The organism is Salmonella sp. 32010601201800023SM (assembly GCF_017572235.1).
Lineage (GTDB): Bacteria > Pseudomonadota > Gammaproteobacteria > Enterobacterales > Enterobacteriaceae > Salmonella > Salmonella enterica.
Genome location: NZ_JAGEQS010000003.1, coordinates 13,824 through 39,802, shown reverse-complemented (window position 1 = coordinate 39,802; position 25,979 = coordinate 13,824). Strand labels below are relative to the sequence as shown.

General features: G+C 48.9%; 22 protein-coding genes. 17 read left to right on the top strand and 5 right to left on the bottom strand.

Going from position 1 to position 25,979, the window contains the following annotated elements; translation table 11 throughout:
- The first annotated feature begins 22 nt into the window (after positions 1-22).
- The 9 genes from J4617_RS11005 to J4617_RS10965 all read left to right on the top strand — a co-directional run bounded on the left by J4617_RS11005 (position 23) and on the right by J4617_RS10965 (position 7,998).
- Positions 23-565, top strand: a complete 543-nt coding sequence (locus J4617_RS11005; protein WP_000743357.1) for a fimbrial protein BcfA — start codon at positions 23-25, stop codon at positions 563-565.
- Positions 566-665: 100 nt separating this feature from the next.
- Positions 666-1,352 (top strand): fimbrial biogenesis chaperone BcfB, encoded by a 687-nt coding sequence (gene bcfB, locus J4617_RS11000; RefSeq protein WP_000742551.1) that lies wholly within the window; start codon positions 666-668, stop codon positions 1,350-1,352.
- 4 nt (positions 1,353-1,356) lie between these two features.
- Positions 1,357-3,978, top strand: coding sequence for a fimbrial usher BcfC (gene bcfC, locus J4617_RS10995; RefSeq protein ID WP_001245865.1), 2,622 nt, complete (start codon positions 1,357-1,359; stop codon positions 3,976-3,978).
- Complete coding sequence (locus J4617_RS10990; protein WP_000701247.1) at positions 3,979-4,986, top strand: fimbrial protein BcfD; 1,008 nt, start codon at positions 3,979-3,981, stop codon at positions 4,984-4,986.
- Positions 4,987-5,532 (top strand): fimbrial protein BcfE, encoded by a 546-nt coding sequence (locus J4617_RS10985; RefSeq protein WP_001082038.1) that lies wholly within the window; start codon positions 4,987-4,989, stop codon positions 5,530-5,532.
- Between the two features lie 15 nt (positions 5,533-5,547).
- On the top strand, positions 5,548-6,066 hold the full coding sequence (locus J4617_RS10980) for a fimbrial protein BcfF (RefSeq protein WP_017466056.1): 519 nt from the start codon (positions 5,548-5,550) through the stop codon (positions 6,064-6,066).
- Positions 6,032-6,763, top strand: coding sequence for a fimbrial chaperone BcfG (gene bcfG / locus J4617_RS10975; protein WP_017466055.1), 732 nt, complete (start codon positions 6,032-6,034; stop codon positions 6,761-6,763). The genes J4617_RS10980 and bcfG overlap by 35 nt, the downstream gene beginning before the upstream one ends.
- A gap of 63 nt (positions 6,764-6,826) precedes the next feature.
- Positions 6,827-7,672: a DsbA family protein gene (locus J4617_RS10970; protein ID WP_000291392.1), complete on the top strand. Its 846-nt coding sequence runs from the start codon at positions 6,827-6,829 to the stop codon at positions 7,670-7,672.
- 38 nt (positions 7,673-7,710) lie between these two features.
- Positions 7,711-7,998 carry a hypothetical protein gene (locus tag J4617_RS10965; RefSeq protein ID WP_017466054.1) on the top strand — a complete coding sequence of 96 codons (288 nt, stop codon included), beginning with the start codon at positions 7,711-7,713 and terminating at the stop codon, positions 7,996-7,998.
- Positions 7,999-8,097: 99 nt separating this feature from the next.
- Here J4617_RS10965 and J4617_RS10960 read toward each other — a convergent pair whose 3' ends face one another.
- The gene (locus tag J4617_RS10960) at positions 8,098-8,547 is read right to left on the bottom strand and encodes a transcriptional regulator (RefSeq protein ID WP_001250363.1); all 450 of its coding nucleotides are present in this window, start codon (positions 8,545-8,547) and stop codon (positions 8,098-8,100) included.
- 369 nt (positions 8,548-8,916) lie between these two features.
- Here J4617_RS10960 and J4617_RS10955 point away from each other — a divergent pair, with 369 nt between their 5' ends.
- On the top strand, positions 8,917-9,912 hold the full coding sequence (locus J4617_RS10955) for a LysR family transcriptional regulator (protein ID WP_001247397.1): 996 nt from the start codon (positions 8,917-8,919) through the stop codon (positions 9,910-9,912).
- 16 nt (positions 9,913-9,928) lie between these two features.
- On the opposite strand, the gene J4617_RS10950 is transcribed toward J4617_RS10955, so the two are convergent.
- Entirely contained in the window at positions 9,929-10,369 is a 441-nt protein-coding gene (locus J4617_RS10950) for a transcriptional regulator (RefSeq protein ID WP_017466219.1), read from the bottom strand.
- Between the two features lie 522 nt (positions 10,370-10,891).
- Here J4617_RS10950 and J4617_RS10945 point away from each other — a divergent pair.
- Positions 10,892-12,610 carry an aryl-sulfate sulfotransferase gene (locus J4617_RS10945; RefSeq protein WP_017466082.1) on the top strand — a complete coding sequence of 573 codons (1,719 nt, stop codon included), beginning with the start codon at positions 10,892-10,894 and terminating at the stop codon, positions 12,608-12,610.
- Between the two features lie 45 nt (positions 12,611-12,655).
- Here the strand turns inward: J4617_RS10945 and J4617_RS10940 are convergent, their stop codons facing one another.
- Together J4617_RS10940 and J4617_RS10935 are read right to left on the bottom strand one after the other, a co-directional pair.
- A complete protein-coding gene (locus J4617_RS10940) occupies positions 12,656-14,227 on the bottom strand; it encodes a bifunctional UDP-sugar hydrolase/5'-nucleotidase (protein ID WP_000262866.1) in 1,572 nt (523 codons plus the stop codon).
- A 98-nt stretch (positions 14,228-14,325) separates the two neighbouring features.
- Positions 14,326-15,087 carry an outer membrane protein OmpK gene (locus J4617_RS10935; protein WP_000791534.1) on the bottom strand — a complete coding sequence of 254 codons (762 nt, stop codon included), beginning with the start codon at positions 15,085-15,087 and terminating at the stop codon, positions 14,326-14,328.
- A gap of 594 nt (positions 15,088-15,681) precedes the next feature.
- On the opposite strand from J4617_RS10935, the gene J4617_RS10930 reads away from it, so the two are divergent.
- From J4617_RS10930 to nhaR, 6 genes are all read left to right on the top strand, one after another.
- Positions 15,682-17,175: a sulfatase-like hydrolase/transferase gene (locus tag J4617_RS10930; RefSeq protein WP_017466083.1), complete on the top strand. Its 1,494-nt coding sequence runs from the start codon at positions 15,682-15,684 to the stop codon at positions 17,173-17,175.
- A 98-nt stretch (positions 17,176-17,273) separates the two neighbouring features.
- Positions 17,274-18,464, top strand: coding sequence for an anaerobic sulfatase maturase (locus tag J4617_RS10925; protein WP_000971148.1), 1,191 nt, complete (start codon positions 17,274-17,276; stop codon positions 18,462-18,464).
- Between the two features lie 18 nt (positions 18,465-18,482).
- Positions 18,483-19,745, top strand: coding sequence for a hypothetical protein (locus J4617_RS10920; protein ID WP_001055830.1), 1,263 nt, complete (start codon positions 18,483-18,485; stop codon positions 19,743-19,745).
- Between the two features lie 117 nt (positions 19,746-19,862).
- A complete protein-coding gene (locus J4617_RS10915; RefSeq protein ID WP_001094799.1) occupies positions 19,863-21,578 on the top strand; it encodes an aryl-sulfate sulfotransferase in 1,716 nt (571 codons plus the stop codon).
- A 162-nt stretch (positions 21,579-21,740) separates the two neighbouring features.
- Positions 21,741-22,907, top strand: a complete 1,167-nt coding sequence (gene nhaA, locus J4617_RS10910) for a Na+/H+ antiporter NhaA (RefSeq protein WP_000681340.1) — start codon at positions 21,741-21,743, stop codon at positions 22,905-22,907.
- Between the two features lie 61 nt (positions 22,908-22,968).
- Positions 22,969-23,868, top strand: a complete 900-nt coding sequence (gene nhaR, locus J4617_RS10905) for a transcriptional activator NhaR (RefSeq protein WP_000062872.1) — start codon at positions 22,969-22,971, stop codon at positions 23,866-23,868.
- A gap of 54 nt (positions 23,869-23,922) precedes the next feature.
- Here nhaR and J4617_RS10900 read toward each other — a convergent pair whose 3' ends face one another.
- Positions 23,923-25,962, bottom strand: a complete 2,040-nt coding sequence (locus J4617_RS10900) for a glycoside hydrolase family 31 protein (RefSeq protein ID WP_001615332.1) — start codon at positions 25,960-25,962, stop codon at positions 23,923-23,925.
- Positions 25,963-25,979 lie beyond the last annotated feature (17 nt).

The following is a 25,979-nucleotide window of genomic DNA, read 5'->3' as shown; positions in this document are numbered from 1 at the left end:
TTTATATTTAAAAGGAGCTTGAATGAAAAAGCCTGTACTAGCATTAATGGTCTCTGCCATTGCCTTTGGCGGAATGTTGTCCACCGCGCAAGCGGATACTACAACCGTCACTGGCGGTACGGTAAATTTTGTCGGACAGGTCGTTGACGCCGCCTGTTCTGTTTCCGCTGACTCTGTCGATCAGACCGTGACATTAGGCCAGGTTCGCGCCAGTAAATTAACCGAGGCCGGTATGGTGGCGAATCAAAAAGAAGATTTCACCATCAAACTGGAAGACTGCGATACTCAGACCAGCCAGAATGCGGCGGTGATTTTTAATGGCCAACAGGACGCAAACCAGCCGGGGTCGCTGGCGAATACCGCTGGGGCAGGTTCGGCGACGAATGTGGCATTACAACTTTATGGACCAGATGGCCAGGCGCTGAATATCGGTGAATCGTCCAGTACTGTTACCTTGAACGATGGCGAAAACGTTATTCCGCTTAGCGTGGATTATATCGCTACCGGTACGGCGACTGCCGGTAATGTTACCGCGACGGCGACATTTAGCATGGTTTATTCCTGATTCCTTATCGGGATTTTTTTCTCGTCTGTTGGGAGGCGAGAAAGGGGCGTTACGCGCGTCACTGCGCGTAACAAACCGACGGCATCAGGATATTACGCAGATGAAAAAAAACGTACCGATTTTCCTTCGATTATTGCTACTGCTGTCGGCGGCCGGCCTGTCGTTTGCCGCGCAGGCGGGAGGCATTGCGCTGGGCGCGACCAGGGTGATTTATCCGCAGGGAAGTAAGCAAACCTCCTTGCCGATTATTAATTCTTCTGCCAGCAATGTTTTTTTAATTCAGTCATGGGTCGCCAATGCCGATGGTTCACGCTCGACGGATTTTATCATTACGCCGCCTCTCTTTGTGATCCAGCCTAAAAAAGAAAATATATTACGTATTATGTATGTCGGGCCGTCATTACCGACCGATCGCGAAAGCGTATTTTATTTAAACAGTAAAGCGATACCCTCTGTCGATAAAAATAAATTGACCGGCAACTCCCTGCAAATTGCGACGCAAAGCGTGATTAAGCTATTTATCCGCCCGAAAAATCTGGCGGAGGCGCCAGCTCATGCCCCGTCGACGCTTCGCTGCCGTAACGAGCGCGGCCAGCTAACGATTACTAACCCTTCGCCGTACTACGTTTCGATGGTTGAACTGTACAGCGCGGGGAAAAAACTGCCGAATACTATGGTACCGCCGAAAGGCGCGATCACTCTCCCGGCGACGCCCGGCCAGGTATCTTTGCGCACGGTAAACGATTTTGGCGCAACGACGCCAGCACGCGTTTGTCCAGCTTCATGATGTTATGCGTAATCAGCTTTTCATGACGCGATATTACTCCAGCGTAACTAAACCCGTATTAACCCCGCTGGCGTTGGCTATCGCACTGGCGCCTGCGCCGGGGTGGGCGGAAAACTATTTCAACCCGGCATTTCTGTCTGACGACCCGTCTGCGGTGGCCGACCTATCGACCTTTTCCCGTAATGCCCAGGCGGCGGGGATGTATCGCGTTGACGTTTACCTGAACAATACGTTTCTCGCGACCAGAGACATTGCCTTCCAGGCGGTGAAAACGACGGGAAAAAGCGCGCCCACCGATGACAGCGGATTACGCGCCTGCCTGACGCCTGAAATGCTTAAAAATATGGGGGTAAACACCGGGGCGTTTCCACTGTTGGCGAAGGCGGCGGCGGGAAGTTGCCCGGATCTCGCCAGTGCGATACCGGCCGCCCGGACCCGCTTTGATTTTGCGCAGCAACGTCTCGACATTAGCATCCCGCAGGCGGCGATGGTTGCCAGCGCCAGAGGCTATATCCCACCGCAATACTGGGATGAAGGTATTAACGCGTTGCTATTGAATTACACCTTTACCGGCGCGAATAGTCAGGATCGGAGCCCAGGCGGCAGTGCGGAGAACAGCTATTTTCTTGGATTGAATAGCGGCCTTAATCTGGGGGCCTGGCGGTTACGCGACTACTCCACATGGAACGCGAATAGCGGCGATCAGAATAGCGACAGCGACTGGCAGCACATCAGTACTTATCTGGAACGTGATGTGGTCTTTTTGCAGGGAGAACTGACGGCAGGCGATAGTTATACCCCCTCCGCATTATTCGACAGCCTTCCTTTTCGCGGACTACAACTGGCGTCTGACGACAATATGTTGCCAGACAGCATGAAGGGCTTCGCGCCGACCATTCACGGCATTGCCAGAAGCAACGCGCAAGTGACCATTCGGCAAAACGGCTACATCATCAATCAGCGCTATGTGCCGCCCGGGGCATTTACTATTAATGATCTCTATCCTACCGCCGCCAGCGGCGATTTGACTGTGGAAGTCAAAGAGTCCGACGGTTCTATTAATCGCTATAACGTGCCCTATTCCGCCGTGCCGATTCTACAACGAGAAGGGCGGCTGAAGTATGCGGCGACGGTGGCGGAGTATCGTAGCGATAGTAGTCAAAAAGAGAAGGTGAAATTCAGTCAGGCGACCTTGATATGGGGGTTACCGCATGGTTTTACGCTGTATGGCGGAACACAACTTTCCAGTCATTATCACGCGCTGGCGATCGGCAGCGGCGCAAATCTGGGCGACTGGGGCGCGGTGTCGCTGGATGTCACCCAGGCTACCAGTACGCTGGCGGATAATAACACCTACCAGGGGCAATCGCTGCGTTTCCTGTATGCCAAATCGCTTGCACAGTCAGGAACCAATTTACAGCTTATGGGCTATCGCTATTCAACCTCGGGCTTTTATACGCTGGATGATACCACGTGGAAACGGATGAGCGGCTATGACGATGACAGTCGGACTGACAGCGATAAAAGCAGGCCGGAATGGGCGGATTATTACAACCTTTATTATACCAGGAGGGGGAAAGTACAACTCGATATCAATCAACAGCTAGGCGGGTTGGGATCGCTTTTTATTACCGGCAGCCAGCAAAGTTACTGGCACACTGATGAAAAGGATTCTTTGTTGCAGGTGGGATACAGCGATACGCTGGCGGGTATTGCATGGAGCGTTTCTTACAACAATAACAAATCCGCAGGCGATGCGGAGCGCGATCAAATTTTCGCCCTGAATATCTCGGTGCCGCTAAGTCAATGGCTGCAACACGATGATGAAGTCACGCGCCATCACAATGTTTACGCTACCTTTAGCACCAGTACGGACAAACAGCATAACGTTACGCAGAATGCGGGCCTTAGCGGCACACTGCTGGACGAAAACAATCTTAGTTACAACATACAGCAAGGTTATCAGAATCACGGTATTGGCGAAAGCGGCGCCGCCAGTCTGGAATACGATGGCGCGAAAGGCAACGCTAACATTGGCTATAACGTTAGCGATAACGGCGATTACCAGCAGGTGAATTATGGCCTGAGCGGCGGCCTGGTAGCGCACGCGCATGGAGTGACACTAAGCCAGCCGCTGGGCAATACCAATATTTTGATTGCCGCGCCGGGCGCAGCCAACGTCGGCGTTGTCGACCAGCCGGGTATTCATACGGACGCGCGTGGCTATGCGGTGGTGCCGTATGCGACAACATATCGCCAAAACCGTATGGCGCTGGACGTTAACGCCATGGCGGATGATGTCGATATTGATGACGCGGTGACTCGCGTTGTGCCGACCGAAGGCGCGCTGGTTCTGGCCCGCTTTAAAGCGCGAGTCGGCGCGCGTGCCCTGGTAACGCTGAATCATAACGGTAAGCCTGTACCCTTTGGCGCAACGGTGACGGTGAATGATCGCCATGCGGAGGCGATTGTTGACGAGGCCGGGGAGGTCTATCTTTCCGGGTTGTCAGCGCAAGGCGTTCTGCACGTTCGCTGGGGGAACCTGCCGGATCAACAGTGTGTCGCGTCCTATCATCTCTCTTCCTCCCGTCAGATTCTGAGTCGACAACATGCGGAGTGTCATTAAATGAAAATACCTCTTTTATTTGCTCTGCTGGCGGGAAGTGTCGTATCGCAGTACGCCTTCGCAGACGTGTGTAAAAACGTTAACGGCGTGCCTTCCAGTATTAATTACGATTTAACGACCACTCTGACGGCAGAACAAAACCAGGTGGGAAAGACGGTTCAACTGGAAAAAAGCCAGGAAGTTAATGTACAGGCGGTGTGTCCCGCCGGCGCGTCGACCTATAGCCAGACTTATCGCTCCTATGTGTCGCCATATCCGGTCGTAGAAACGAGCGGTAACTGGAAATATTTAAAGCTGGACCCGGACTACCTGGAAGGCGGAATGCGAATTGAGGATTCTTCGGCGGGCGATATCTATCCGCCAATGAACAACGTTCTGATGGGATATGATGAAAATGTGAAAGCGGGTCAACCGTTTTACGTTCGTGACTCAAATCTGGAGTTTCAGCTCAAAATTGTTAAACCGTTCGTCGGCACGGTGAATATTAGTCCTAAGACTATGTTCAATGTTTATGTCATGACCGCCGCAGGCGATCCGCTGACAGATGTCGTGTACAGCATTCTTTATAGTGGAACGGTGACCGTACCGCAAAGCTGTGAAATCAACGCCGGACAAACGATTCTGGTAAATTTCGGCGCATTATACAGCGGCAATTTCAACCATGCAGGCCAAAAGCCGGAGGGGGTACGAGCGAAAAAATTCAGCGTACCGGTAAAGTGCAGCGGTCTGGATTCGCAGGTCAATTTAACAATGCGTCTTATCGCTACGCCGGATAGCCACGTTCCCCAGGCTATCGCTTCGGATAATGCCGATGTCGGCGTAGTGGTCGAAACCGATGAAGGAAACGCGCTTATCCCCAATGATGTACAGAGCGTCGCGCCTTTTATCACCGATAGCGCCGGACGCGCTAACATCACATTGCAAGCCTACCCGGTGAGTACAACAGGCGAAACGCCAGCGGAAGGGGCGTTTACCGCACTGGCCAGCCTGCGAGTGGACTTTGACTAAATGAACAGATCACACTGCGCTCTTTTTGCCATGGGACTAATGCTGTGTCCACAAATCAATGCCAGCGCTGACGACCTCGCTTATAACCTCGAATTTACCGGCACTATTGTGGCGCAAACCTGCGACATAGATATCTCCAGCCTCAGTCAAAGTATTGATTTAGGACAGTTTGCGGTTGGCGACTTTCCTTCGACAGGAACAACGACAAAATTTAAGCCCTTTAATATCAACCTCAAAAATTGTTCCCGAGGAATTGCCGGGGCGAAGATCTGGTTTACCGGCGAACCCGATCCGGACAATCCCGCGCTACTGGCGATAACCGACACCGGGATGGGAAGCGGAAACATGTTAGCAAGCGGGGTTGGGGTGGAAATTCTGAATGATGATCAGGATACCATCAGTATCAATAATGCCGACTCGGTGGTCTATCCGTTGAAAGCCGGACGCAACACGCTGTCTTTTTATATTCGCTATAAATCGACCCGGCCTACGGTCACGTCCGGGAACGCGACGGCGGTCATGTATTTCGATATGCAGTATGAATGAGGAGCCATCGTAATTATGCGTAACGATATCCTGTACGGCATCGGGATGCTGCTGGCGGCATCCGGCGTCCAGGCGCACGATGGCCGGGTCTATGTTTCCGGAACCATCACGGACAATACGTGTTCGCTCTCTCCTGGCTCGGAAAATATTAACGTGGCGATGGGCGCGGTTTCTCAACGGCAGTTTTATCGCGCAGGCGACGGTTCCGCATGGCAACCTTTTGCTATCGATTTACAAAACTGCGGCAGCACTGCCAGCGGCGTAACGGTCAGTTTTAGCGGTGCGGCGGACAGCCGTAATACGGATTTATTGGCGCTTACCGCAGGGGAAAGCGACGCTTCAGGCATTGGGATTGCGCTTTATGATCAAAATAAAACTTTAATCCCACTGGGGCAAGAGAGTGATGTGGTGACGCTCAGTCCGGGTCAGGCGTCGGCGCATCTGCAATTTTACGCGCGTTATCTTGCCGATGGCGGCGCGGTAACGGCCGGGGACGCCAATGCCTCCGCAACCTTCATTCTTGCCTATGAATAAGTTCTTTTTACGCTGCGCGATATATTGGTGCTTGCTTCCCATATCATGGGCGCAGGCTGGCGTGGTAATTGGCGGTACTCGCTTTATCTATCATGCGGGCGCCCCGGCATTAAGCGTACCGGTAAGTAACCATTCAGAAGCGTCCTGGTTAATTGATACGCATATTTTACCAGGCGGCCGCTGGCCAGGAACCAAAAACGAAGGGAATATCATGCCCTTCGTGGTCACGCCGCCATTATTTATGCTTTCAGCGCGCCAGGAAAACTCAATGCGGGTGGTTTATACCGGTGGACCGCTACCCGCCGACAGGGAAAGTCTGTTTACCTTGAGTATCGCCGCTATTCCCTCCGGTAAACCGGAAGCGAACCGTGTACAAATGGCGTTTCGTTCGGCTTTAAAATTGCTCTATCGCCCTGAGGGACTCGCCGGCAATCCGCAGCAGGCCTACCGGCATCTGATCTGGTCGCTTACCCCCGATGGCGCGACGGTACGCAATCCGACACCCTATTACGTTACGCTCTTTTTATTACGCGCTAACGAGCGCGCCCAGGACAACGCCGGGGTCGTGGCTCCCTTTGCAACGCGTCAAACGGACTGGTGCCGGCACACGGTTCGCTGCACTGTGCGCTGGCAAAGTATTAATGACTATGGGCGGGTAATGCCAGCGCAAACCGTGGATCTGACGCGTATTCATTAACTTTTTTTCAGGCGTCTCCCGATAGCGGGAGGCTTTCCGAACTTATCGAACGAGACTTTTATTATGTATTATCACGCGTTAAAACTTTCCCGACTGGCGATGTTGACGTTGGCAGGCGTTGCCGTATCCGCCTCGGCAATCGCCGCCGATTCTGCCCCGACGTCGCAAATTGGCCCGACGGCGGAAGCCTACATCGTCAGTCATCCGGATAAAGTGGGAGAGGTGGTGGCAACGTATTTGGCCGAACATCCGGAATTTTTGGTCGCCGCCAGCGAGACGTTGCATCAGCGTCAGCAGATTGCGCAACAACAGGCGTATGTTCAACTGGCATTACAGTATCGTGCTGAGTTGCTCAGTAGCAGCAGTCCTTCCGTTGGGCCCAACGAGGCAAAAGCGGCGGTGGTGATGTTCTTTGATTACCAGTGCTCGTGGTGCAGCAAAATGGCGCCTGTGGTCGAAAACCTGATTAAGGCGAACCCGGATACCCGGTTTATTTTCAAAGAGTTTCCTATTTTTTCCTCCCGCTGGCCGGTATCCGGACTGGCGGCCAGAGTCGGCGAACAGGTATGGCTTACACAGGGCGGGGCGAAATATCTCGACTGGCATAATGCGCTTTATGCCACAGGGAAGGTGGAAGGCGCGTTAACGGAACACGATGTCTACACCCTGGCGCAACATTATCTAACGCCGACGCAGCTGGCCGCCGTAAAAGAAGCGCAAAGCAGCGGTGCAGTACATGATGCGCTCCTCACTAACCAGGCACTGGCGCAGCATATGGACTTTAGCGGCACGCCTGCTTTTGTCGTCATGCCTCAGACGCAAGACGGTGATGTAAAACGGGTGACCGTGATCCCGGGAAGCACGACTCAGGATATGTTGCAAATGGCGATTCAGAAAGCGAAGGGGTGATATTCGCTCAGAGGAGAACGCACAGGAGTGAAAGTAAAATGAAGTCTATGCGTTGCGTCATACAGGTGATTTTACTTTCCTTTATCGTTCATGAAGGGACAGCGAAACCGACCGCTCAGATTCATTTTATGGGATCGGTTGTTGAGGCAGGCTGCTGGAATGACGTAGGAACCTTAGAAATTCAATGCCATAATAAAGATGGAGTTGAACGTTATATTATTGTCGAGAATATTATCACGCCGATATCGTCTCCTCATGCAACGGTAAAACGAGATTATTTGGATGAAGATAAGCAATTAACAGTGCTACGCATTGTCTATGACTGAACCGCGTAGCAGACCGCAGGTGGTGTCCCGTCAGTGTCGTGTGAGGATATTATGAAAAATGTTCTCACCTTCCCGGGACACGGTCTACAGACTTTATCTTCAGATAAACGGCGCTAAAAAGAAAAGCACGATCAATAAAAAAAGAGTGGGAATACCAATGGATATAATTTTATTACATCGGTGAGTATGATATTGAATAGCTTGTGGCGGTATGTCAGCAGCGTCAATGATAAATCTTTCATCGATTTTTATCCCCTGCCTGGGGAGCGTAACAAACAGTTCGAAAAGCCCGATTTGTTGTAAATCTCGTCGCAGCAGATAAAGAAGTTGCGTCAAATTAGCATCGCTGACAAATTGACTTCGCTCTCCCCAAACTGCGTGTGAAATCATCTCCCGCGTAATCAGTTTCTTGTAGGCATTTTCAAAAAGATAGCTTAAACAACGCGCACGCATTAGCGTCACCTTTAGCACTTTTTTATCATGTAATGATATTATTTCTCTTAACGACTCATTATAAATAAATTCGTTATTAATAGTATATTGTCTCATGAATTCACTCCGTTTTGATATTCATAAGGTACGTTTCACACTGTCAGTGTGTTCACTGGCGGTAAAGTACTCCTTACATCAGTACGGATAAGCGTAGAGAACCGCAAAGAAATAAGAGAATCATTTATGATTAAACGGGATAATATTATGCTTTTTTACTTTTTTATAAAGTGTGCCAGATATTTTTGATGTTTTTTATAAAATAGCATCATGTGTTCTTATTTTACACAGGCTGAAATGATATCAATAAAATTATAATTTAATAACAAACAGATAGAGGAAATGATTTACTTATTGAAATAAGTGTGGTGCAAGGTTAATCTGCGCCTTAAATGATGGTGCCAGATTATACCAGCCAGGATAACCTATATGCGGCCAATAAAAAATGCTAAAAAAATTGACTACAATCTGATCAAAGTGTTCGATACGGTTATTACTGAAGGAAATGCAACCAGGGCTGCGAGGAAACTGGATGTCACGCCTGCGGCGATCTCTCAGGCTCTTCTTCGTTTACAAAATCTTTATGGCGAAGAGTTATTTATCAGAACCCGCAAAGGATTAGTCCCGTCCAGCAAAGGTAAATCGCTCCACCAGGTATTTCGCCAGGCAATTGAATCTATAGAAAGCACACTGTGCGATAAAACAGATGCTCAGGAGAGTAATGAACTCATTGTTCTGGGAAGTGATATCACTGAAAATTACTATTTTCCGGCATTGCTGGATACTGTGTTGATGAATCGATATATTATTAAACACTATGCGATTAAAAAAACAGGGGAATACTCGCCAGCCTCCATGCTGACGCATGGCTATGCGGATATCATCATGGGAATTCTGGAAATTAAGAATGAGATGATCGAAAGTTTTCTTATTGATAATTTATCTGATTTTGTTTGTGTTTGTGGTGAAAAAAGTCCATTGGTTGGGCTTGAAAAAATGTCTTTATATAATTTTTATGCTGCCAGACATGCTGTCTATCATTCAGATATGTTCTCTTCTTTCAATGCTGATAGCATTGATTTATTCAAGAGCAGTACGCCTTATGCGGGGCGCAGGGAAATAGGTTATTATAGTGATTCACTATTTGGCGTTATCGGTGTTGTTGAAAAAAGCGATATGGTTGCGATTTTGCCAGGAAAGATTGCTACTTATTTTAGAGATGTGCGGCGTTATAATATAAAAATACTACGTATGCCTGATGAAATAATTTTTCGTACATTACCCGTTTATGCTTATCTGGCTACAAATAGCACCCACTATAAAAATGCCAAAAAACTGATATCAACATTTCAGTCGACCTTTCTTTTTAGCCAGGAAAAACAGCCTGACGCTTTGGTTGAAGGAAGCACATCCTTATGCGATTGATCAGTTTAATATCAAATTACTGTATTAAATAAATAACCATTATGACCATGGTCAGTAAAGCAAAAAATAATGCTATATATTTATCCCCTTCTTTTTTTAAAGAAGAGGGGAGGCAGCTTTTGTTTTCATTGCTGATAATAATGTTAGCATCTACTTTAATACCCGTTCGAGGCACCGTGGAAAAAAACTGGCTCAAGCCAAAGCCTTTAAGGTCGCGCCGCAGTAGATATAAAATCTGGGTCAGGTTGGCGTCGCTGATAAATTGACTTCTTTCCCCCCAAAGTTCATTAGTGAGTTGTTTTTTATAAATAATCTCTTGTTGTGCATGATTCAGCATATATTCCAGACACTTTATGCGCATTGCGGCAATTTTTATCATCTTTCCCGTTTTTATGTTTTTTAGCTCATTGGTCTTATCATTGTAAGTGTGCGTGCTGTTAATTAAATAAATAGTCATGATGTTATTTAATGGGTTTAATTGGGGTAGCGATAATAATATGCATATTAAATTTGTGGATCAACTGGTGTGATTGTAATAGCGTCTTTTTTCCAGAGAAAATCGTATCGTGTCACAAAAATGATGGTTTTTTAGAAAAACTAAAATTTTATTTTTAGTCGCTCTAAAAATAAAATGATAGTAGTGTTAATTTTTATCAGTATATTGATATGCTTTGATTGATTTATTGTTGACATAAAATAATTTGAATTATGGCGCAAGGCCTATGCCAACCATAAAAAAGGTATAGGCTATTGGTCACAATGCATTAATGCTACATAATTGTTATGCTTTTATAGTAGCGCCAGGGAAATAAAATCTTCGGACGATAAAGAATAGTTTTAGTCTGGGTGTTATTTTATGGATGTTTTATTTTAAATTATTAAACCGATTTCTCTTGTTGACGTAGGGTTATTTGCTAAGCAACGGGCTGGCATGTTGTAGCCGCTCGTTGCCTATATCCCAATTAATCAGGAGAAACGTATGAATAAGAAAAGTTCGTCAATGGTTAACATGCCCGCACCGCGTGAGCCGATTAACCAGAAAATCGATACCAATAACGCACTGGTTTTAAACCATAACGCCATATATGAACAACGATTAGCGGAGATCACGCAATCTAATACCTGTGACAAGGCCATTGTCACCGTAAATCCCTACGGGACCGCCCCGTTGAGTCTCTATCTGGGGGTTTGGATGGATGAAGCTGCCGCGCTTGAGATCAATGTTGTTGATAGCGAAGCGACGACAGAGGAAGTGCGTTATCAATATGATGTACATCCGGGCGCTAACCTTATTCCTGTGTGTGGGATGGTATCCGCGGTGAATAATCAGATTACCCTACGCCTTGCCTCGCAAATTGTCGGGCAATATACAGTAATGACAGACGCATTACCGCCCACGGATTCGGCTAACGTGAGCCTCGGCTTCCCTATTATTAGCGTCTCCTGTCCTGCGCAGCAGGCCTCGCTGATGGAGGAAGGACTTTATTTCTCCACTTATTTTGATCGGTATAATCTGGCTTTTGATCATAACGGGATTGTCCGGTGGTATGTAAGTCAGGAAATCCCTTCTTATAATTTTGTCAGAATGGATAACGGCCATTTCCTGGCGACGTCACAGGGAATAAACCATTGTCTGAATATGTATGAATTTGACATTATGGGACGGGTTTATACGGTTTATCTTCTCGACAATGAGTTCCATCACTCCATTCTTCCCATTGAGAACAATCTGGCGATTGCGCCTTCAGAATATAGCAATGGACGGCCAGACGGTTACTCAACCGGGAAAGATGGCGTTTCTATTATTAACTTATCTACCGGACTTGAAGTCGCCTATTACGATATGCTGTATGTGATGGATTATTCCAGATCGCCGCGTCCTTCCGGAAGCGCGCCAGGTCAGGATGTATCAATGGATGACTGGCTGCATATCAACCAAAGCTATATTAATGAACCCAACAATTTGCTGATCTGTTCCGGTCGACATCAGAGCGCGATTTTTGGCGTAAATGTGGATTCCGGCGAACTGCGCTTTATTATGGCGAACCATGAGGATTGGTCTGACGAATTCAAGCAATACTTATTAACCCCTGTCGATGATGATGGTGTCCCGCTGTACGATCTTACCTCGCCGGGAGGGATTGATGCGGCAGATAAGAATTTCTGGACCTGGGGGCAGCATAATATTGTTGAAATTCCAAATGATGAGCCTGGTATCCTGGAGTTTATGGTCTTTGATAATGGTAACTATCGTTCACGCGAAGATGCGAAAAGTCTGTTGCCGCTCGATAACTTCAGCCGGGTGGTGCAGTTTAAAATAAACCTAAATACGATGACCGTAACGCGTCCGTATGAGTATGGTAAAATGGAAGTCGGGAACCGGGGCTATAGCAGTTTTGTGAGCGCTAAGCATTTATTGACTAATGGTCACCTGGTTATTCACTTCGGCGCGACGACGGTTGATGAGTTTGAACATACCATTACCGCGCAACCAGGTTCCAGCGATCTTGTCGATCCGGATGAAGGGCAACAGGCGTTAGGTCGACTGGTATTACAAGAAATCAATAAAGAGACGAAAGAGGTCTTATTCGAAGCGATGGTGACGTCGGGCTATTTCAAGAACGAAGAGACGAATGGCACGAATTATCGTTATGATATTTCTGCATTTCGGGTATACAAAATGCCGCTGTTTGCATAACTAAGTATGTTATGCGGCCGGTTATCGACCGCATAACATTATGGCTTATTTGCTAATATCATCCACGCGCATGGTGTGGTCAGGTTGAATATTGTTAACCTGCTTCATATAGTTAACCAACGCCGGTGCGGTTTGTATCCCTATATATTTGATATTTTTACCTTTAGTGAAGGTAAATCCGCCACCACCTTTACCGATAAAGGAGTCCAGCGCGACGGTATAGAGTTTATTGTCTTCTACCGGTTTGCCTTTGATATCAAATTCAACAATACGCTGGCCCAGTGGTTTGGTGCTGTCATATTTAAACTGGACGGTTTTAGATACGTGCAGCATACCGTTTTTCAGATCGGCAGCGTGTGACATGATGGATTTCAGGTCCTTACCGCTGATTTCCATGCTCATGACATCGTTGGTGAACGGATACATACTCAGTACATCACCATAGGTGATATTACCTTTAGGCAATTCGGTACGGATGCCGCCAGCATTATAGAAGGAAGCGTCGGCGCCAGGAACGGTAGCCATCAGGGCATCGGTGATTAAGTTGCCGGTTGGCGCGGATTCACCGTAAGAACGGGTCAGCACTTCCGGAGAGTGCGCGACCACCTCATCGGTAATTTTCTTAACCTTGTTATCCCATTCGTCAATTTTGGCCTGTGTGACCGGATCTGGCTTATAAGTATCCGCATACATGGTGATCAACTTACCATTGTAGCTGTCCACTTTTTTGGTTTCCGGGTTCCAGTCAAGCACCAGTTTACCTAGTTCGATGGTGTACGCATCCGTGGAAACGACAAGGGTATCGCCCACTTTAATCGGTTCTGGCGTACCTTTATGCGCATGGCCGGTAATCAGGACGTTAAGTCCATAGCCTTCCAGCGATTTCGCCATATCAACGTCGGTTTTCAGCGCACGTGCGACATCAGCCTCGCCCGCGCTGGACTGCATACCCGGCACGCCTTCGTGGGCGAGCAGCACGGTCAGGTCAACTTTCCCTTTTAACTCTTCCAGCTGTTTTTTCACATAAGGAATCGGATCGCGGCAGTCAACGCCTTCACGCACGCCTGCGGCAATCGCTTCATAGAATGCGGAAACGCCGTGCATACCGATGACGCCGATCTTGAATCCATCTTTTTCCACGATGGTATACGGTTCTTTAATTAATGGCGTATCTGTGCCGCTGTAAAAAACATTATCCAACAATACCGGGAATTGCAATTTGCTGAGTTGTTTAACCAGATTCTCATGGCCATGGTCAAATTCATGGTTACCGACAGAGACGGCGTCGTAAGGCATGGTATTTAAAATATCAATAATAGCCTCGCCTTTGGTCAGCGTACTGATAAAAGGTCCGGTGAAATAGTCGCCAGCATCAAAGAAAAAGACATCTTTCTCTTTCGCTTTTGCATCTTTGACAATTTTCGAGATGGGCGCAAAGCCGCCTACCGGACGTGTCTTGGATACATAGGGGATAATTTCTGGGGTTACATGGGCATGTAAATCGTTTGTATAATAAATTGTGATGTCACGCGCATCGGCTGAAAAGGAAATGGCTGAAGACAAACCAATGCACAGCGACAGTAGGGATATCGAAAACTTTTTGTTCATATAAACCATCCATTTACGCTACATTAAAGAAAAACAATGTCTGTAGTCGTGTCATTCACGACTACAAACCGGGGAAATTAAGTAATATTCATCAAGTTTATTAATTATTAAAACTCGAAGCCGATCAGGTAATTCATACGGTCGCCGTAGCCGTCATACCCCAATTTATTATTGAAGTAACGGTAAGAGACGGAGGCGGTCCATCGCGGCATAAATTTCCATGTAAACGTCACCGCGCCGTTCAGGCCGGTCGTCCCACCCTGTTGTTCGGCGTAGGCATCATTACGATCCATTTCAACTTCGTTCCAGTTTGAAATGACGAACTTTTCATTAAACATATCGAAGTTATAAGCCGCGACCCAACCGAGAACATAACCGTTAAAGCCTGTCGCCTGTCCATACTTTTTAGAGGTATAATCGTTCGATAAGTTATGAACAGCGAAATAGGGCTTAATAAAGCCTGATGGGCTGGTTAAACCCAGATAACCTACCCCGTACATCATGTTTAATTCATCACCGAATTTATTCTCCATCGACATATAGAGTTTCATCATTGCGGTAAAGTTAGAGCCTTCTACCACCCTATAATGTCCCAGAAATTGGGTAACATGGTTACGGCCTTCTACCGGATGGTTGAGCACGTTCATTTCATAAAATGATGCAAATTCGCCCCTGTCAAACACGGCGCCGAAATCGGCTACCGCTTTCCACACTTCGCCGCGATCGACATTGACAAAGCCTTTATTCCAGTCGCCATATCCGAAGCTAAGTTTACCGTATACGCGTTTCAACTCCGCTGCCTGGCCATTAAAGCAAGAGAAAAGAACACATGCGGCGAGTAGACTATTAATATATTTCTTATTTTTCATGCTCAACTCCATGAGGTAAAAACACAGTGAAATGTTGTGTAAAGAAGCGAATTCTAAGGAGTGTCTTTTTATACGTAGGTGATAGATGTCTCAAAAATATCAGCGACATATAATCGTCAAATATTCGTGTCAGATAATGTTGTTTATTACGTGATAACTATTTGATTTATAGTTTATGTCTCTGTTGTAAAAGTCACACCGGATAGCATGAAATTAATGAAACTTCGAATGGGAATAATTTCCCGCAAAGACAACTTACTGCCAGTAAATGAGGGTGTTACCGTTGAAACAGCAACATATATTGACATCACAATAGCGGTTCTGACATATGGGCCATATTTGAGATCTGCATCACTCGTTCGCGATTTCTTTTTTTATAGACTGCTTCAGGCGTGTTTTCTTTAGCACGAAATATATTTATGGCATTAATATTATAATGAGTGTGAATAATTTTCTACGATAAAACGATGTTAATGGAAGAAATATAAGACAAATCGAATATATATAGTGCAATTAATTTAGGCTGTATTCCGCAGCCGGGTCTATCGGCAAATATATCGTAATCAGACCGTGCGATAACTCAAAGGAGTTGAAATGAAAAGAACAGTCGTTGCCAGTATGATAGGGTTGGCGCTATGCGCTGGAAGCGTATTATCAACCGCGCAAGCGGCAACCGCAAAGCGTCCTAACTTGGTCATTATTCTGGCGGATGATTTAGGGTATGGCGATCTCGCCACCTACGGGCACCGCATCGTTAAAACACCTAACATAGACAAATTGGCGCAGGAGGGGGTGAAGTTTACCGACTATTATGCGCCAGCGCCTCTGTGTTCTCCTTCCCGCGCGGGCCTGTTAACCGGTCGTATGCCGTTCCGTACCGGAATCCGTTCCTGGATACCGGAAGGCAAAGATGTTGCGCTGGGGCGTAATGAACTGACTATCGCCAATCTGCTAAAACAGCAGGGCTACGATACGGCGATGATGGGGAAATTACACCTGAATGCGGGCGGCGATCGCACCGATCAGCCGCAGGCGAAAGACATGGGCTTTGACTATACGTTGGTTAATCCGGCGGGATTTGTCACCGATGCTACGCTGGACAACGCCAAGGAGCGCCCGCGCTATGGCGTGGTGCATCCTACGGGGTGGATTCGTAATGGCCAACATATTGGCCGCGCAGATAAGATGAGCGGCGAATTTGTCAGTTCTGAAGTGGTGAACTGGCTGGATAATAAGAAAGACGATAATCCGTTCTTCTTATATGTCGCCTTTACCGAAGTCCATAGCCCGCTGGCGTCGCCGAAAAAATACCTTGATATGTATTCGCAGTACATGACCGACTACCAGAAGCAGCATCCGGATCTGTTCTACGGCGACTGGGCAGACAAACCGTGGCGCGGCACCGGCGAATATTACGCCAATATCAGCTACATGGATGAGCAGGTCGGTAAAGTGCTGGATAAAATTAAGGCGATGGGCGAGGAAGATAACACCATCGTCATCTTTACCAGCGACAACGGCCCTGTCACGCGCGAAGCGCGTAAGGTATACGAGCTGAACCTGGCCGGGGAAACCGACGGTCTGCGCGGGCGTAAAGACAACCTGTGGGAAGGCGGCATTCGCGTACCGGCAATCATCAAATACGGCAAGCACATTCCACAGGGGATGGTAACGGACACGCCGGTATATGGTCTTGACTGGTTGCCGACGCTGGCCAACATGATGGACTTTAAACTCCCGACCGATCGTACCTACGACGGTCAGTCTTTAGTTCCGCTCCTGAAGGACAAGACGTTAAAACGCCAGAAACCGCTGATCTTCGGTATCGATATGCCGTTCCAGGACGATCCGACGGATGAGTGGGCGATCCGCGACGGCGACTGGAAGATGATCATCGATCGCCAGAATAAACCTAAATATCTCTATAACCTGAAAAACGATCGTTTCGAGACGCTCAATCAAATTGGTAAACAGCCGCAGATTGAGAAACAGCTTTACGGTAAGTTCCTGAAGTATAAAAAGGATATTGATAACGATTCGCTGATGAAAGCCCGTGGCGATAAGCCGACGCCTGTCACCTGGGGCTAATGGAATAATTATAAAAAATTAAGTATGCCACTTAGGGCGATGCCCACCTGATCCGGTCACTCTGTGCCGGATCAGGTTCTTTTATTTCAGGGAAGGTAATGATGTTTGGGAAAAGTTGTCAGGTCATGGTTAAACCAACCGGATCGGTGTGTAACCTTGACTGTAAGTACTGTTTTTATCTGGAGAAAGAAAAGCTCTATCCGGATCGAAAAAACCATTACAAAATGTCGGAAGAGACCCTCGAACTCTTCATCAGGCAGCAGATTGCCGCACAGGATATTGATGAGGTCATTTTTGCGTGGCAGGGCGGGGAACCCACATTAATGGGCATCCCGTTTTATCGTAAAGCCGTTGAATTTCAGCAGCGCTATTGTGGCGGCAAAACCATCGTCAATACCTTCCAGACCAACGGCATCCTGATCAACGATGACTGGGCGACCTTCTTCCGGGAGCATGATTTTCTGGTTGGCGTCTCTATTGATGGCGATGCCGCGTTACACGATGAATGGCGAGTGACGCGCTCCGGAAAGCCGACGCATGAAAAAGTAGAAAATGCGGTGCGTTGTCTGGCGCAGCACGACGTAGAATTTAATACCCTCACGGTGGTTAACCGTACCAATATGCATCATCCTGTTCAGGTCTATCGCTACCTGAAAAGCATTGGTAGCCGCTATATGCAATTTATCCCTTTAGTTGAACGCTGTGGGGAAAATGGGCTGGCGCAGCCGCAGGATAAACATATCGCGATGACGCCGTGGTCGGTCGATAGCCTGCAATTTGGTCAGTTTCTGAATGCGGTATTTGATATCTGGATCCGTGAGGATATCGGCGATATCGGCATCCAGCTATTTGAACAGACGCTGGCGGCCTGGTGCGGCCTGCCGCCGCAGGTTTGCGTTTTTGCTCCCACCTGCGGCAGCGCGTTTGCGATGGAAATGAACGGCGATGTTTATAACTGCGATCACTTCGTATATCCGCAATTTAAACTGGGGAATATCCACCAGAAGACGCTGCGTCAAATGAATCAGGGCGAACAAAATCGCCAGTTCGGCAGCGATAAACAGCGTTCAATGGCGCAGGAGTGCCATCGCTGTCAATGGAAGTTCGCCTGCTATGGCGGCTGTCCGAAACATCGTTTTTTACCCTCTGCGTCAGGCGCAACCAATCATAACTATCTGTGTGCAGGTTATCAGGCTTTTTTCTCGCATACCGCGACGGCGATGAGTGCCATGCGAACCCTGTATGAAAAAGGCATCTCACCTGCAGAAATAAAGTCAATATTTGTTTGAAGGTAGTATTCGCAGGGAGTGAATATGTTTTCTCACATTAATGTCGATGCTTGCAAAACGCCAGGCTGCAAAAATCTGGGGATTCTGGGGAGCCCAGACTATCTACCGCAAGGGAAAAATGTTCTCTGTCGAGCGTGCGGTTTTTTGTTCCCCATTATCTCAGCCAGATCGCTTAATCTTTTTCGCCAGGCGGCGAATCAACCTTGGAAAGGTCTGGTGAAGTCCTGTCCGCATTGTGGCGGGACGTCGCTGAAAAAATATGGATTTTCCACTAAAGGTGAACGGCGTATGTATTGCCGCCAGTGTAATAAAACGTTCATCTCCTATACCGCTATCAGGAGCGACGCCAGACAAGAGAACCTTGCCACGTTGATTGGCGAAGGAGCGTCGCTAGTTGAAATACGCGCGGCGCTGGCGATAGACAGCACGGGTTTTAGCCGCGAATTACAAAAACTGTCCCGTCGCGCTAATCAAGCGGAACGCGATTTTGTGTTTCCCGCGTTTGATATCGCTATGAGCACGCGGGCGTTTCGTGTGAAATTTAACGGCGGCGACAGCAGCTTATACGTGCTGGTGACGGCGGAAGAGGAGAGCGGTAAGGTCGTCGCGATCTCAACGAATTACTCCGCCCAACCGGTGGAAGCGGATTATCAATATCATTCTGATTACGAAGAACGACTTCCGTCCGGCACGCTGGCGCATCTGGTGCAGCGAAAAGAGGCGCTGACCATGCGCCGCAATGTATTATTTGATGTGGATTACGGCCCCGCCGTTTTATATAAAAACGATCCGGGGATGTTAGTAAAACCCGTATTACCTGCTTATCGACATTTTGAGTTGGTTCAGGCGTTGACGGATGAGCGTTCCCTGAATGTCCAACATTATCTCGATCACGAATGCTTCATTCTGGGCGGCTGTATGATGGCGAATTTTAGCTATCTTCGTCAGGGGCGCTGCCATATTTCGTTTGTGCGTGAAAGAGGCGTTACGCCGCCCAAACGCGATCTCCCTCCGCGGTTGTTTTTGAGCGGCGGAATTCGCAACAACGTCTGGCGTACATTTTCCACACGGGATTATGCGATGGCGGTATGCAATCTCACAGGAAATAAAAAGGTGAGTTTGTTACGCCATGCGACGTTAAATAGCGCGACGGCGTTTATTCGCTATGTTCACAACCATCCCTTCCTGCCGCATCTTAACCGGATGTCTCCTGGCAATGTTGTTGCCGTACTGGATTACCTAAAATTTGAATATAACGCTTCACGTGAAATGAATTGCTAAAATAAAAGGTGTAATGAGCTGTTTTTACGGCGTTTTATTCGGACGGCATAAAAATCCAGAGTATTAATTTTCGTGGTCCCATGAGGGGCGATGAGATTAATACACTGGAGATTTATCATGAATACGTTGACTGCAACATCTGTTGTCCTTCCTGCGCCGCGTCCGGCGATTAATCAGGGTATCGATATCAATAATGAAATGGTGCTTAACCATACCGCTATTTATGAAAATTGCCTTGCGCAGGTCACGCAAGAGAATACGGTAGAAAATGCGCTCATGTTGTTAGACCCTTACGGCACGGCGCCTTTAAGCGCCTATGCCGGCGTCTGGAGTCTGGAACCGGCTGAGATCATGGTCACGGTCCAGGATGCGGCAAAAACGGCGATGCCGATAGAACATCTTTACACCCTTACGCCAGGCGCAAATCTGTTACCGGTTCTGGGGCTGGTAGCGGAGACTGAAAACCATATTGTCTTTTCTCAGGCAGATACGCCACTTGCCGTCTATACGCTCACCACACAGCCGCTACCGCCGGTAGATTCCGCGGAAGTCGTATTAGGTTTTCCGATTATCAACGTGACGCAACCTGCTACCGATGCGGACAAGATGGCGCCAGGGTTTTATTTTATTACGCATTTCGATCGCTATAATTACGCATTAGATCAGAATGGTCTGGTGCGCTGGTACGTTACTCAGGATTATCCGTCTTATAATTTTGTTCGAATTGATAATGGCCATTTCCTCACTACTTCAGAAGCGAAAAATACCTATCTGGATATGTATGAGTTCGACATGATGGGGCGTCTTCACACATTCTATAATCTCGATAATCAATTTCACCATTCTATCTGGCCGTGGGACAGCAATACCATTGTTGCGCCCTCTGAATATACCTCGGGTCGGCCCGACGATTTGAAAACTAATGAAGACGGCGTATCGGTTGTCGATCTGACTACCGGACTGGAGACGGCTTACTACGATATGGCGAAGGTGCTGGATACGACGCGGGTTTCCCGTCCTTCAGGTACGGCGCCGGGAGAAGACCCGACGGTTAAAGACTGGCTGCATATAAACCAGAGTTACGTGAATGAGACGAATCAGTTGTTAATTGCGTCCGGGCGTCATCAGAGCGCGGTGTTTGGCGTCGATCTGCAAACGCAAGCGCTACGCTTTATTTTGTCAACGCATGAAGACTGGGACGACGCTTATCAGCCTTATCTTTTAACCCCGGTCGACAGTGAGGGTGTGGCGCTTTACGACTTTAGCAAACAGGAGGATATCGACGCGGCCGACCGTGACTTTTGGACGTGGGGCCAGCATAACGTCGTTGAAATCGCCAATAATACGCCGGGCATGGTGGAGTTTATGGTGTTTGATAACGGTAACTACCGTTCGCGTGATGACAGCAAAAGTCTGTTACCGCCGGATAACTACAGCCGCATTGTCCATTTCGTGGTGAATATGAATGAGATGACCGTTATGCGGCCATTTGAATACGGCAAGGAGCTGGGCGCGCGTGGCTACAGTAGCTGCGTTAGCGCGAAAGCGATCCAGCAGAATGGCAATATTGTGGTGCATTTTGCCGACTGCACGTTTGATGAAAATGGCCGCGCCATCTCTTGCCAGCCTGGCGAGAGCGATATTATCGATCCGCAGGCGGGCAGCGAGGCGATGGGGCTGCTAATTTTACAGGAGATTGCGCCTACGGAGAAAACCGTGCTTTTTGAAGCGACCATGACGTCAGGTTACTACAAAAACGCGGAAACGAACGGGGAAGGCTATCGCTACGATATTACCAGTTTCCGGGTGTATAAAATGGATCTGTACGCGTAGCGGTCTATCATCAATGACTGACTGCACTAAAAAAGTCCGGCGTAAGTCGGACTTCATTTCGTAAAAAACGAGCTATTCATCATATATAATCTAATTTTAACGATGAGTCAGGCGAGGTAAGATAGTAGATCCGAAGAATTCACCTGATTGAGAGAATAAAAAGTGAAACATCTGCACCGATTTTTTAGCAGCGATGCCTCTGGGGGCATCATTCTCATCATCGCCGCTGCGCTGGCTATGCTGATGGCCAATATGGGCGCGACCAGTGGATGGTATCATGATTTTCTGGAGACGCCGGTTCAGCTACGGGTTGGGGCGCTTGAGATCAACAAAAACATGCTGTTGTGGATCAACGATGCGCTGATGGCCGTGTTTTTCCTGTTGATTGGCCTGGAAGTTAAGCGCGAACTGATGCAAGGCTCGTTAGCCAGTCTGCGCCAGGCCGCTTTTCCGGTGATTGCCGCCATCGGCGGGATGATTGTACCGGCATTGCTCTATCTGGCCTTTAACTACTCCGATCCGGTCACTCGCGAGGGCTGGGCTATTCCTGCCGCGACGGATATCGCCTTTGCGCTGGGCGTGTTGGCGCTGTTGGGCAGCCGGGTTCCGCTGGCGCTGAAAATTTTCCTGATGGCGCTGGCGATCATCGATGATCTCGGCGCCATCGTTATTATCGCACTGTTTTATACCAGCGATCTTTCTATCGTCTCGCTGGGCGTGGCGGCGTTCGCGATTGCCGTGCTGGCGCTGCTGAACCTGTGCGGCGTCAGACGGACTGGGGTATATATTCTGGTCGGGGCAGTGCTGTGGACGGCGGTACTGAAGTCCGGCGTTCACGCGACGCTGGCAGGCGTCATTGTCGGTTTCTTTATTCCGCTGAAAGAAAAACACGGTCGCTCGCCGGCGAAGCGTCTGGAGCATGTTCTGCACCCGTGGGTCGCGTACCTGATCCTGCCGCTCTTCGCTTTTGCGAATGCTGGCGTTTCTCTTCAGGGCGTCACGATTGACGGTCTGACCTCCATGCTGCCGTTGGGAATTATTGCCGGTCTGCTGATTGGTAAGCCGCTGGGGATTAGCCTGTTTTGCTGGCTGGCGCTGCGTTTCAAGCTGGCGCATCTGCCGCAGGGAACCACTTATCAGCAAATCATGGCGGTCGGCATTTTGTGTGGCATTGGCTTTACGATGTCCATCTTTATCGCCAGCCTGGCATTTGGCAATGTCGATCCGGAACTTATTAACTGGGCGAAATTGGGCATTTTGATTGGTTCATTGCTCTCCGCAGTGGTGGGGTATAGCTGGTTGCGCGCGCGTTTGAACGCGCCGGCATAACCAGTACGAAGGAAAGGGGGAGCGATGTATCGCTCCCTTGCGACATTGAACAGGGAGAGGAATGAGCATGTCTCATATTAACTACAACCATCTTTATTACTTCTGGCATGTCTATAAAGAAGGTTCTGTCGTGGGTGCCGCAGAGGCGCTTTTTCTGACGCCGCAAACCATTACTGGTCAAATTAAAGCCCTGGAAGAGCGTTTACAGGGGAAGCTATTTAAACGTAAGGGACGCGGTCTTGAGCCCAGCGAACTGGGCGAGCTGGTTTTTCGCTATGCGGACAAAATGTTTACGCTAAGCCAGGAGATGCTGGATATCGTCAATTACCGCAAAGAATCAAACCTGTTGTTTGATGTCGGCGTCGCCGATGCTTTATCCAAGCGTCTGGTCAGCAGCGTTCTGGATGCGGCGGTGGTGGTAGACGAACCCATACATCTGCGCTGCTTCGAGTCGACGCACGAAATGTTGCTCGAACAGCTCAGCCAGCACAAGCTGGATATGATTATCTCCGACTGCCCGATAGATTCCACGCAGCAGGAGGGGCTATTCTCAGTCAAAATCGGCGAATGCAGCGTCAGTTTCTGGTGTACGAATCCGCTTCCTGAAAAAGCGTTCCCTGCCTGCCTGGAAGAGCGACGTTTGCTGGTGCCGGGACGGCGCTCGATGCTGGGGCGTAAATTGTTGAACTGGTTTAATTCGCAGGGGTTGCAGGTTGAGATCCTCGGCGAATTTGATGACGCGGCCTTAATGAAGGCGTTTGGCGCGACGCACGATGCGATTTTTGTGGCGCCGAGCCTTTATTCGCTGGATTTTTATGCCGATGAGTCGGTAATAGAGATTGGGCGCGTGGAGAATGTCATGGAAGAATATCATGCGATTTTTGCCGAGAGAATGATCCAGCATCCGGCGGTGCAGCGTATTTGCAATGCGGACTACTCGGCATTGTTTAAACTACAGTAGACGTACCTACCGTAATACTTCCGGCTGCGGTATTAACCCGCAGCCGGAATCATTCTACAAGTTCAGCAGGCTACGGTACTGCCCACCTTCGCGGATAAACACCGGAATTCTGTTCAGTGGCGTAGCGTAATGCAGCGTCTGCCCTCCTGAATAGCTTTCACCGGTCGCAAGATCCGTCCATGTTTCCCCTTCTGGTAGCCAGACATCACGCTCGCGCATACCTTCATGCATGACGGGGGCGATCAGCAGGTCAGGACCAAAACAATACTGGTCGGTGATTGTCCAACTTGTTTCCTGTTCGGGGAATTCAAAGAACAGGGGGCGCATCACTGGCGTATTGTGCTTATGGGTTTCCTCCATCAGCGCTTTGATATAGGGCTTGAGTTTTTCTCGCAACGCCAGGCAACCTGTCAGTACCTCGCATACTTCCTCACCGTAGCTCCAGACCTCGTTCGGCGCACCTGTAGGGCATTGAGCAATGCCATCCCGGTACGGTTGCGCGGGTAAAATCTGCGGATCGCGGTTGCCGTGCAGACGCATCACCGGACTAAAGACGCCCCACTGGAACCAGCGAATTAGCAATTCATGGAATTTCGGGTCGTGAATATTACCGCCATGGAAACCGCCGATATCCGTCGTCCACCACGGTATCCCTGCTATTCCCATATTGAGTCCGGCGGCAAACTGGTTGCGCAGCGATCTAAACGAGGAGTGAATATCCCCTGACCAGACCAGAGCGCCGTACTTCTGACTGCCGGCCCAGGCGCAGCGTAGCAGGTTGATAACCTGGTCTTCGCCATCGGCTTTCATGCCGTCAAAAAAGGTTTTAGCGTACATACGTGGGTAGATATTGCCCACTTCCAGTACCGGCCCGGCATGGTAGCGATAGTTGTCGTAGTCGTAAACGCTGAACTCAGGTTCGGCTTCATCTAACCAGAATAACTTCACGCCTTTATCGTAATAGTTGCGTTTGGCTTTGCCCCAGACGTAGTCGCGCGCGCCCGGATGAGTCGCATCAAAGTAAGTGGTATTGCCGAGGAAATCCATATTGATCGGCAAGCCACGTTCCGTTTGTACCAGCCAGCCGTTTTCACGCATCTCCCGATAGCTTTCGGTACGGTTATCCACCGTCGGCCAGACGGAGACCATCAGCTCAATTCCCAGCGATTTCAGCTCGGCAATCATGGCATCAGGATCGGGCCAGTCGCGCGCATCGAACATCCAGTCACCCTGATTCGGCCAGTGAAAGAAGTCGATAACGATCACTGAGATAGGCAGATTGCGGCGCTTATATTCGCGGGCGACCTCCAGCAGCTCTTCCTGCGTACGATAACGGAGTTTGCACTGCCAGAAGCCCATGGCGTAGTCCGGCATCATCGGCGGCGTGCCGGTAGCCAGCGCGTAAGCCCGGCTAATTTCTGCCGGGGTATCGCCAGCCGTGATCCAGTAGTCCAGCTGTTCGCTGACCTGCGCTTCCCATTCGGTAACGTTTTGGGCAAAGGTTACGCGTCCGACTGCCGGGTTGTTCCATAAAAATCCGTAGCCCAGACTGGAGAGCATAAACGGTACTGAGGCTTGGGAGTTACGTTGCGCCAGCTCAAGCACGCATCCTTTGAGATCCAGGTTGGCCTGTTGATACTGCCCCATGCCATAAATTTTTTCCCCTTCGGTGGCTTCGAAGCGGGCTTTCAGTGAATATTTCCCACCCTGAATCGGGCGGAACTCGCGTCCCTCAAGGTTGAGTGCGCTAACGTACTGGCCGTGAGATGATTCATCCTCGCCAATTTCGCCCCGCAGGCGCCAGAACTCCTGCAACAGGGGTTTGTGTGGATGGCGGTAAAAGGTAACTTGTCCTTTTTGATTGACGATAGCGATAATTTTGCCGTTGGTCAGCGTTGCCTGGTGGTGCTCATAATCAATGTGGCACTGACTTTCTGCGACTGGCTCAGTCAATGCCCAGTCTTCATTTCTCATTACCGGCAGATGACGGCCGCTGCGTACGCGCAGGCTGTTCTCGCCCCAGGGTTCAATCCATAAATAGCGATCGTTTTGCTGCCAGACCAGACGACGCGGGTCTTGTTGCATAAATGGCATGGTGGTGCCTCCCATAT

Coding starts and splice junctions, on each gene's coding strand:
- J4617_RS11005 (WP_000743357.1), top strand. CDS start 23: ATGAAAAAGCCTGTACTAGCATTAATGGTCTCTGCCATTGCCTTTGGC.
- bcfB (WP_000742551.1), top strand. CDS start 666: ATGAAAAAAAACGTACCGATTTTCCTTCGATTATTGCTACTGCTGTCG.
- bcfC (WP_001245865.1), top strand. CDS start 1,357: ATGCGTAATCAGCTTTTCATGACGCGATATTACTCCAGCGTAACTAAA.
- J4617_RS10990 (WP_000701247.1), top strand. CDS start 3,979: ATGAAAATACCTCTTTTATTTGCTCTGCTGGCGGGAAGTGTCGTATCG.
- J4617_RS10985 (WP_001082038.1), top strand. CDS start 4,987: ATGAACAGATCACACTGCGCTCTTTTTGCCATGGGACTAATGCTGTGT.
- J4617_RS10980 (WP_017466056.1), top strand. CDS start 5,548: ATGCGTAACGATATCCTGTACGGCATCGGGATGCTGCTGGCGGCATCC.
- bcfG (WP_017466055.1), top strand. CDS start 6,032: ATGCCTCCGCAACCTTCATTCTTGCCTATGAATAAGTTCTTTTTACGC.
- J4617_RS10970 (WP_000291392.1), top strand. CDS start 6,827: ATGTATTATCACGCGTTAAAACTTTCCCGACTGGCGATGTTGACGTTG.
- J4617_RS10965 (WP_017466054.1), top strand. CDS start 7,711: ATGAAGTCTATGCGTTGCGTCATACAGGTGATTTTACTTTCCTTTATC.
- J4617_RS10960 (WP_001250363.1), bottom strand. CDS start 8,547: ATGAGACAATATACTATTAATAACGAATTTATTTATAATGAGTCGTTA.
- J4617_RS10955 (WP_001247397.1), top strand. CDS start 8,917: ATGCGGCCAATAAAAAATGCTAAAAAAATTGACTACAATCTGATCAAA.
- J4617_RS10950 (WP_017466219.1), bottom strand. CDS start 10,369: ATGACTATTTATTTAATTAACAGCACGCACACTTACAATGATAAGACC.
- J4617_RS10945 (WP_017466082.1), top strand. CDS start 10,892: ATGAATAAGAAAAGTTCGTCAATGGTTAACATGCCCGCACCGCGTGAG.
- J4617_RS10940 (WP_000262866.1), bottom strand. CDS start 14,227: ATGGTTTATATGAACAAAAAGTTTTCGATATCCCTACTGTCGCTGTGC.
- J4617_RS10935 (WP_000791534.1), bottom strand. CDS start 15,087: ATGAAAAATAAGAAATATATTAATAGTCTACTCGCCGCATGTGTTCTT.
- J4617_RS10930 (WP_017466083.1), top strand. CDS start 15,682: ATGAAAAGAACAGTCGTTGCCAGTATGATAGGGTTGGCGCTATGCGCT.
- J4617_RS10925 (WP_000971148.1), top strand. CDS start 17,274: ATGATGTTTGGGAAAAGTTGTCAGGTCATGGTTAAACCAACCGGATCG.
- J4617_RS10915 (WP_001094799.1), top strand. CDS start 19,863: ATGAATACGTTGACTGCAACATCTGTTGTCCTTCCTGCGCCGCGTCCG.
- nhaR (WP_000062872.1), top strand. CDS start 22,969: ATGAGCATGTCTCATATTAACTACAACCATCTTTATTACTTCTGGCAT.
- J4617_RS10900 (WP_001615332.1), bottom strand. CDS start 25,962: ATGCCATTTATGCAACAAGACCCGCGTCGTCTGGTCTGGCAGCAAAAC.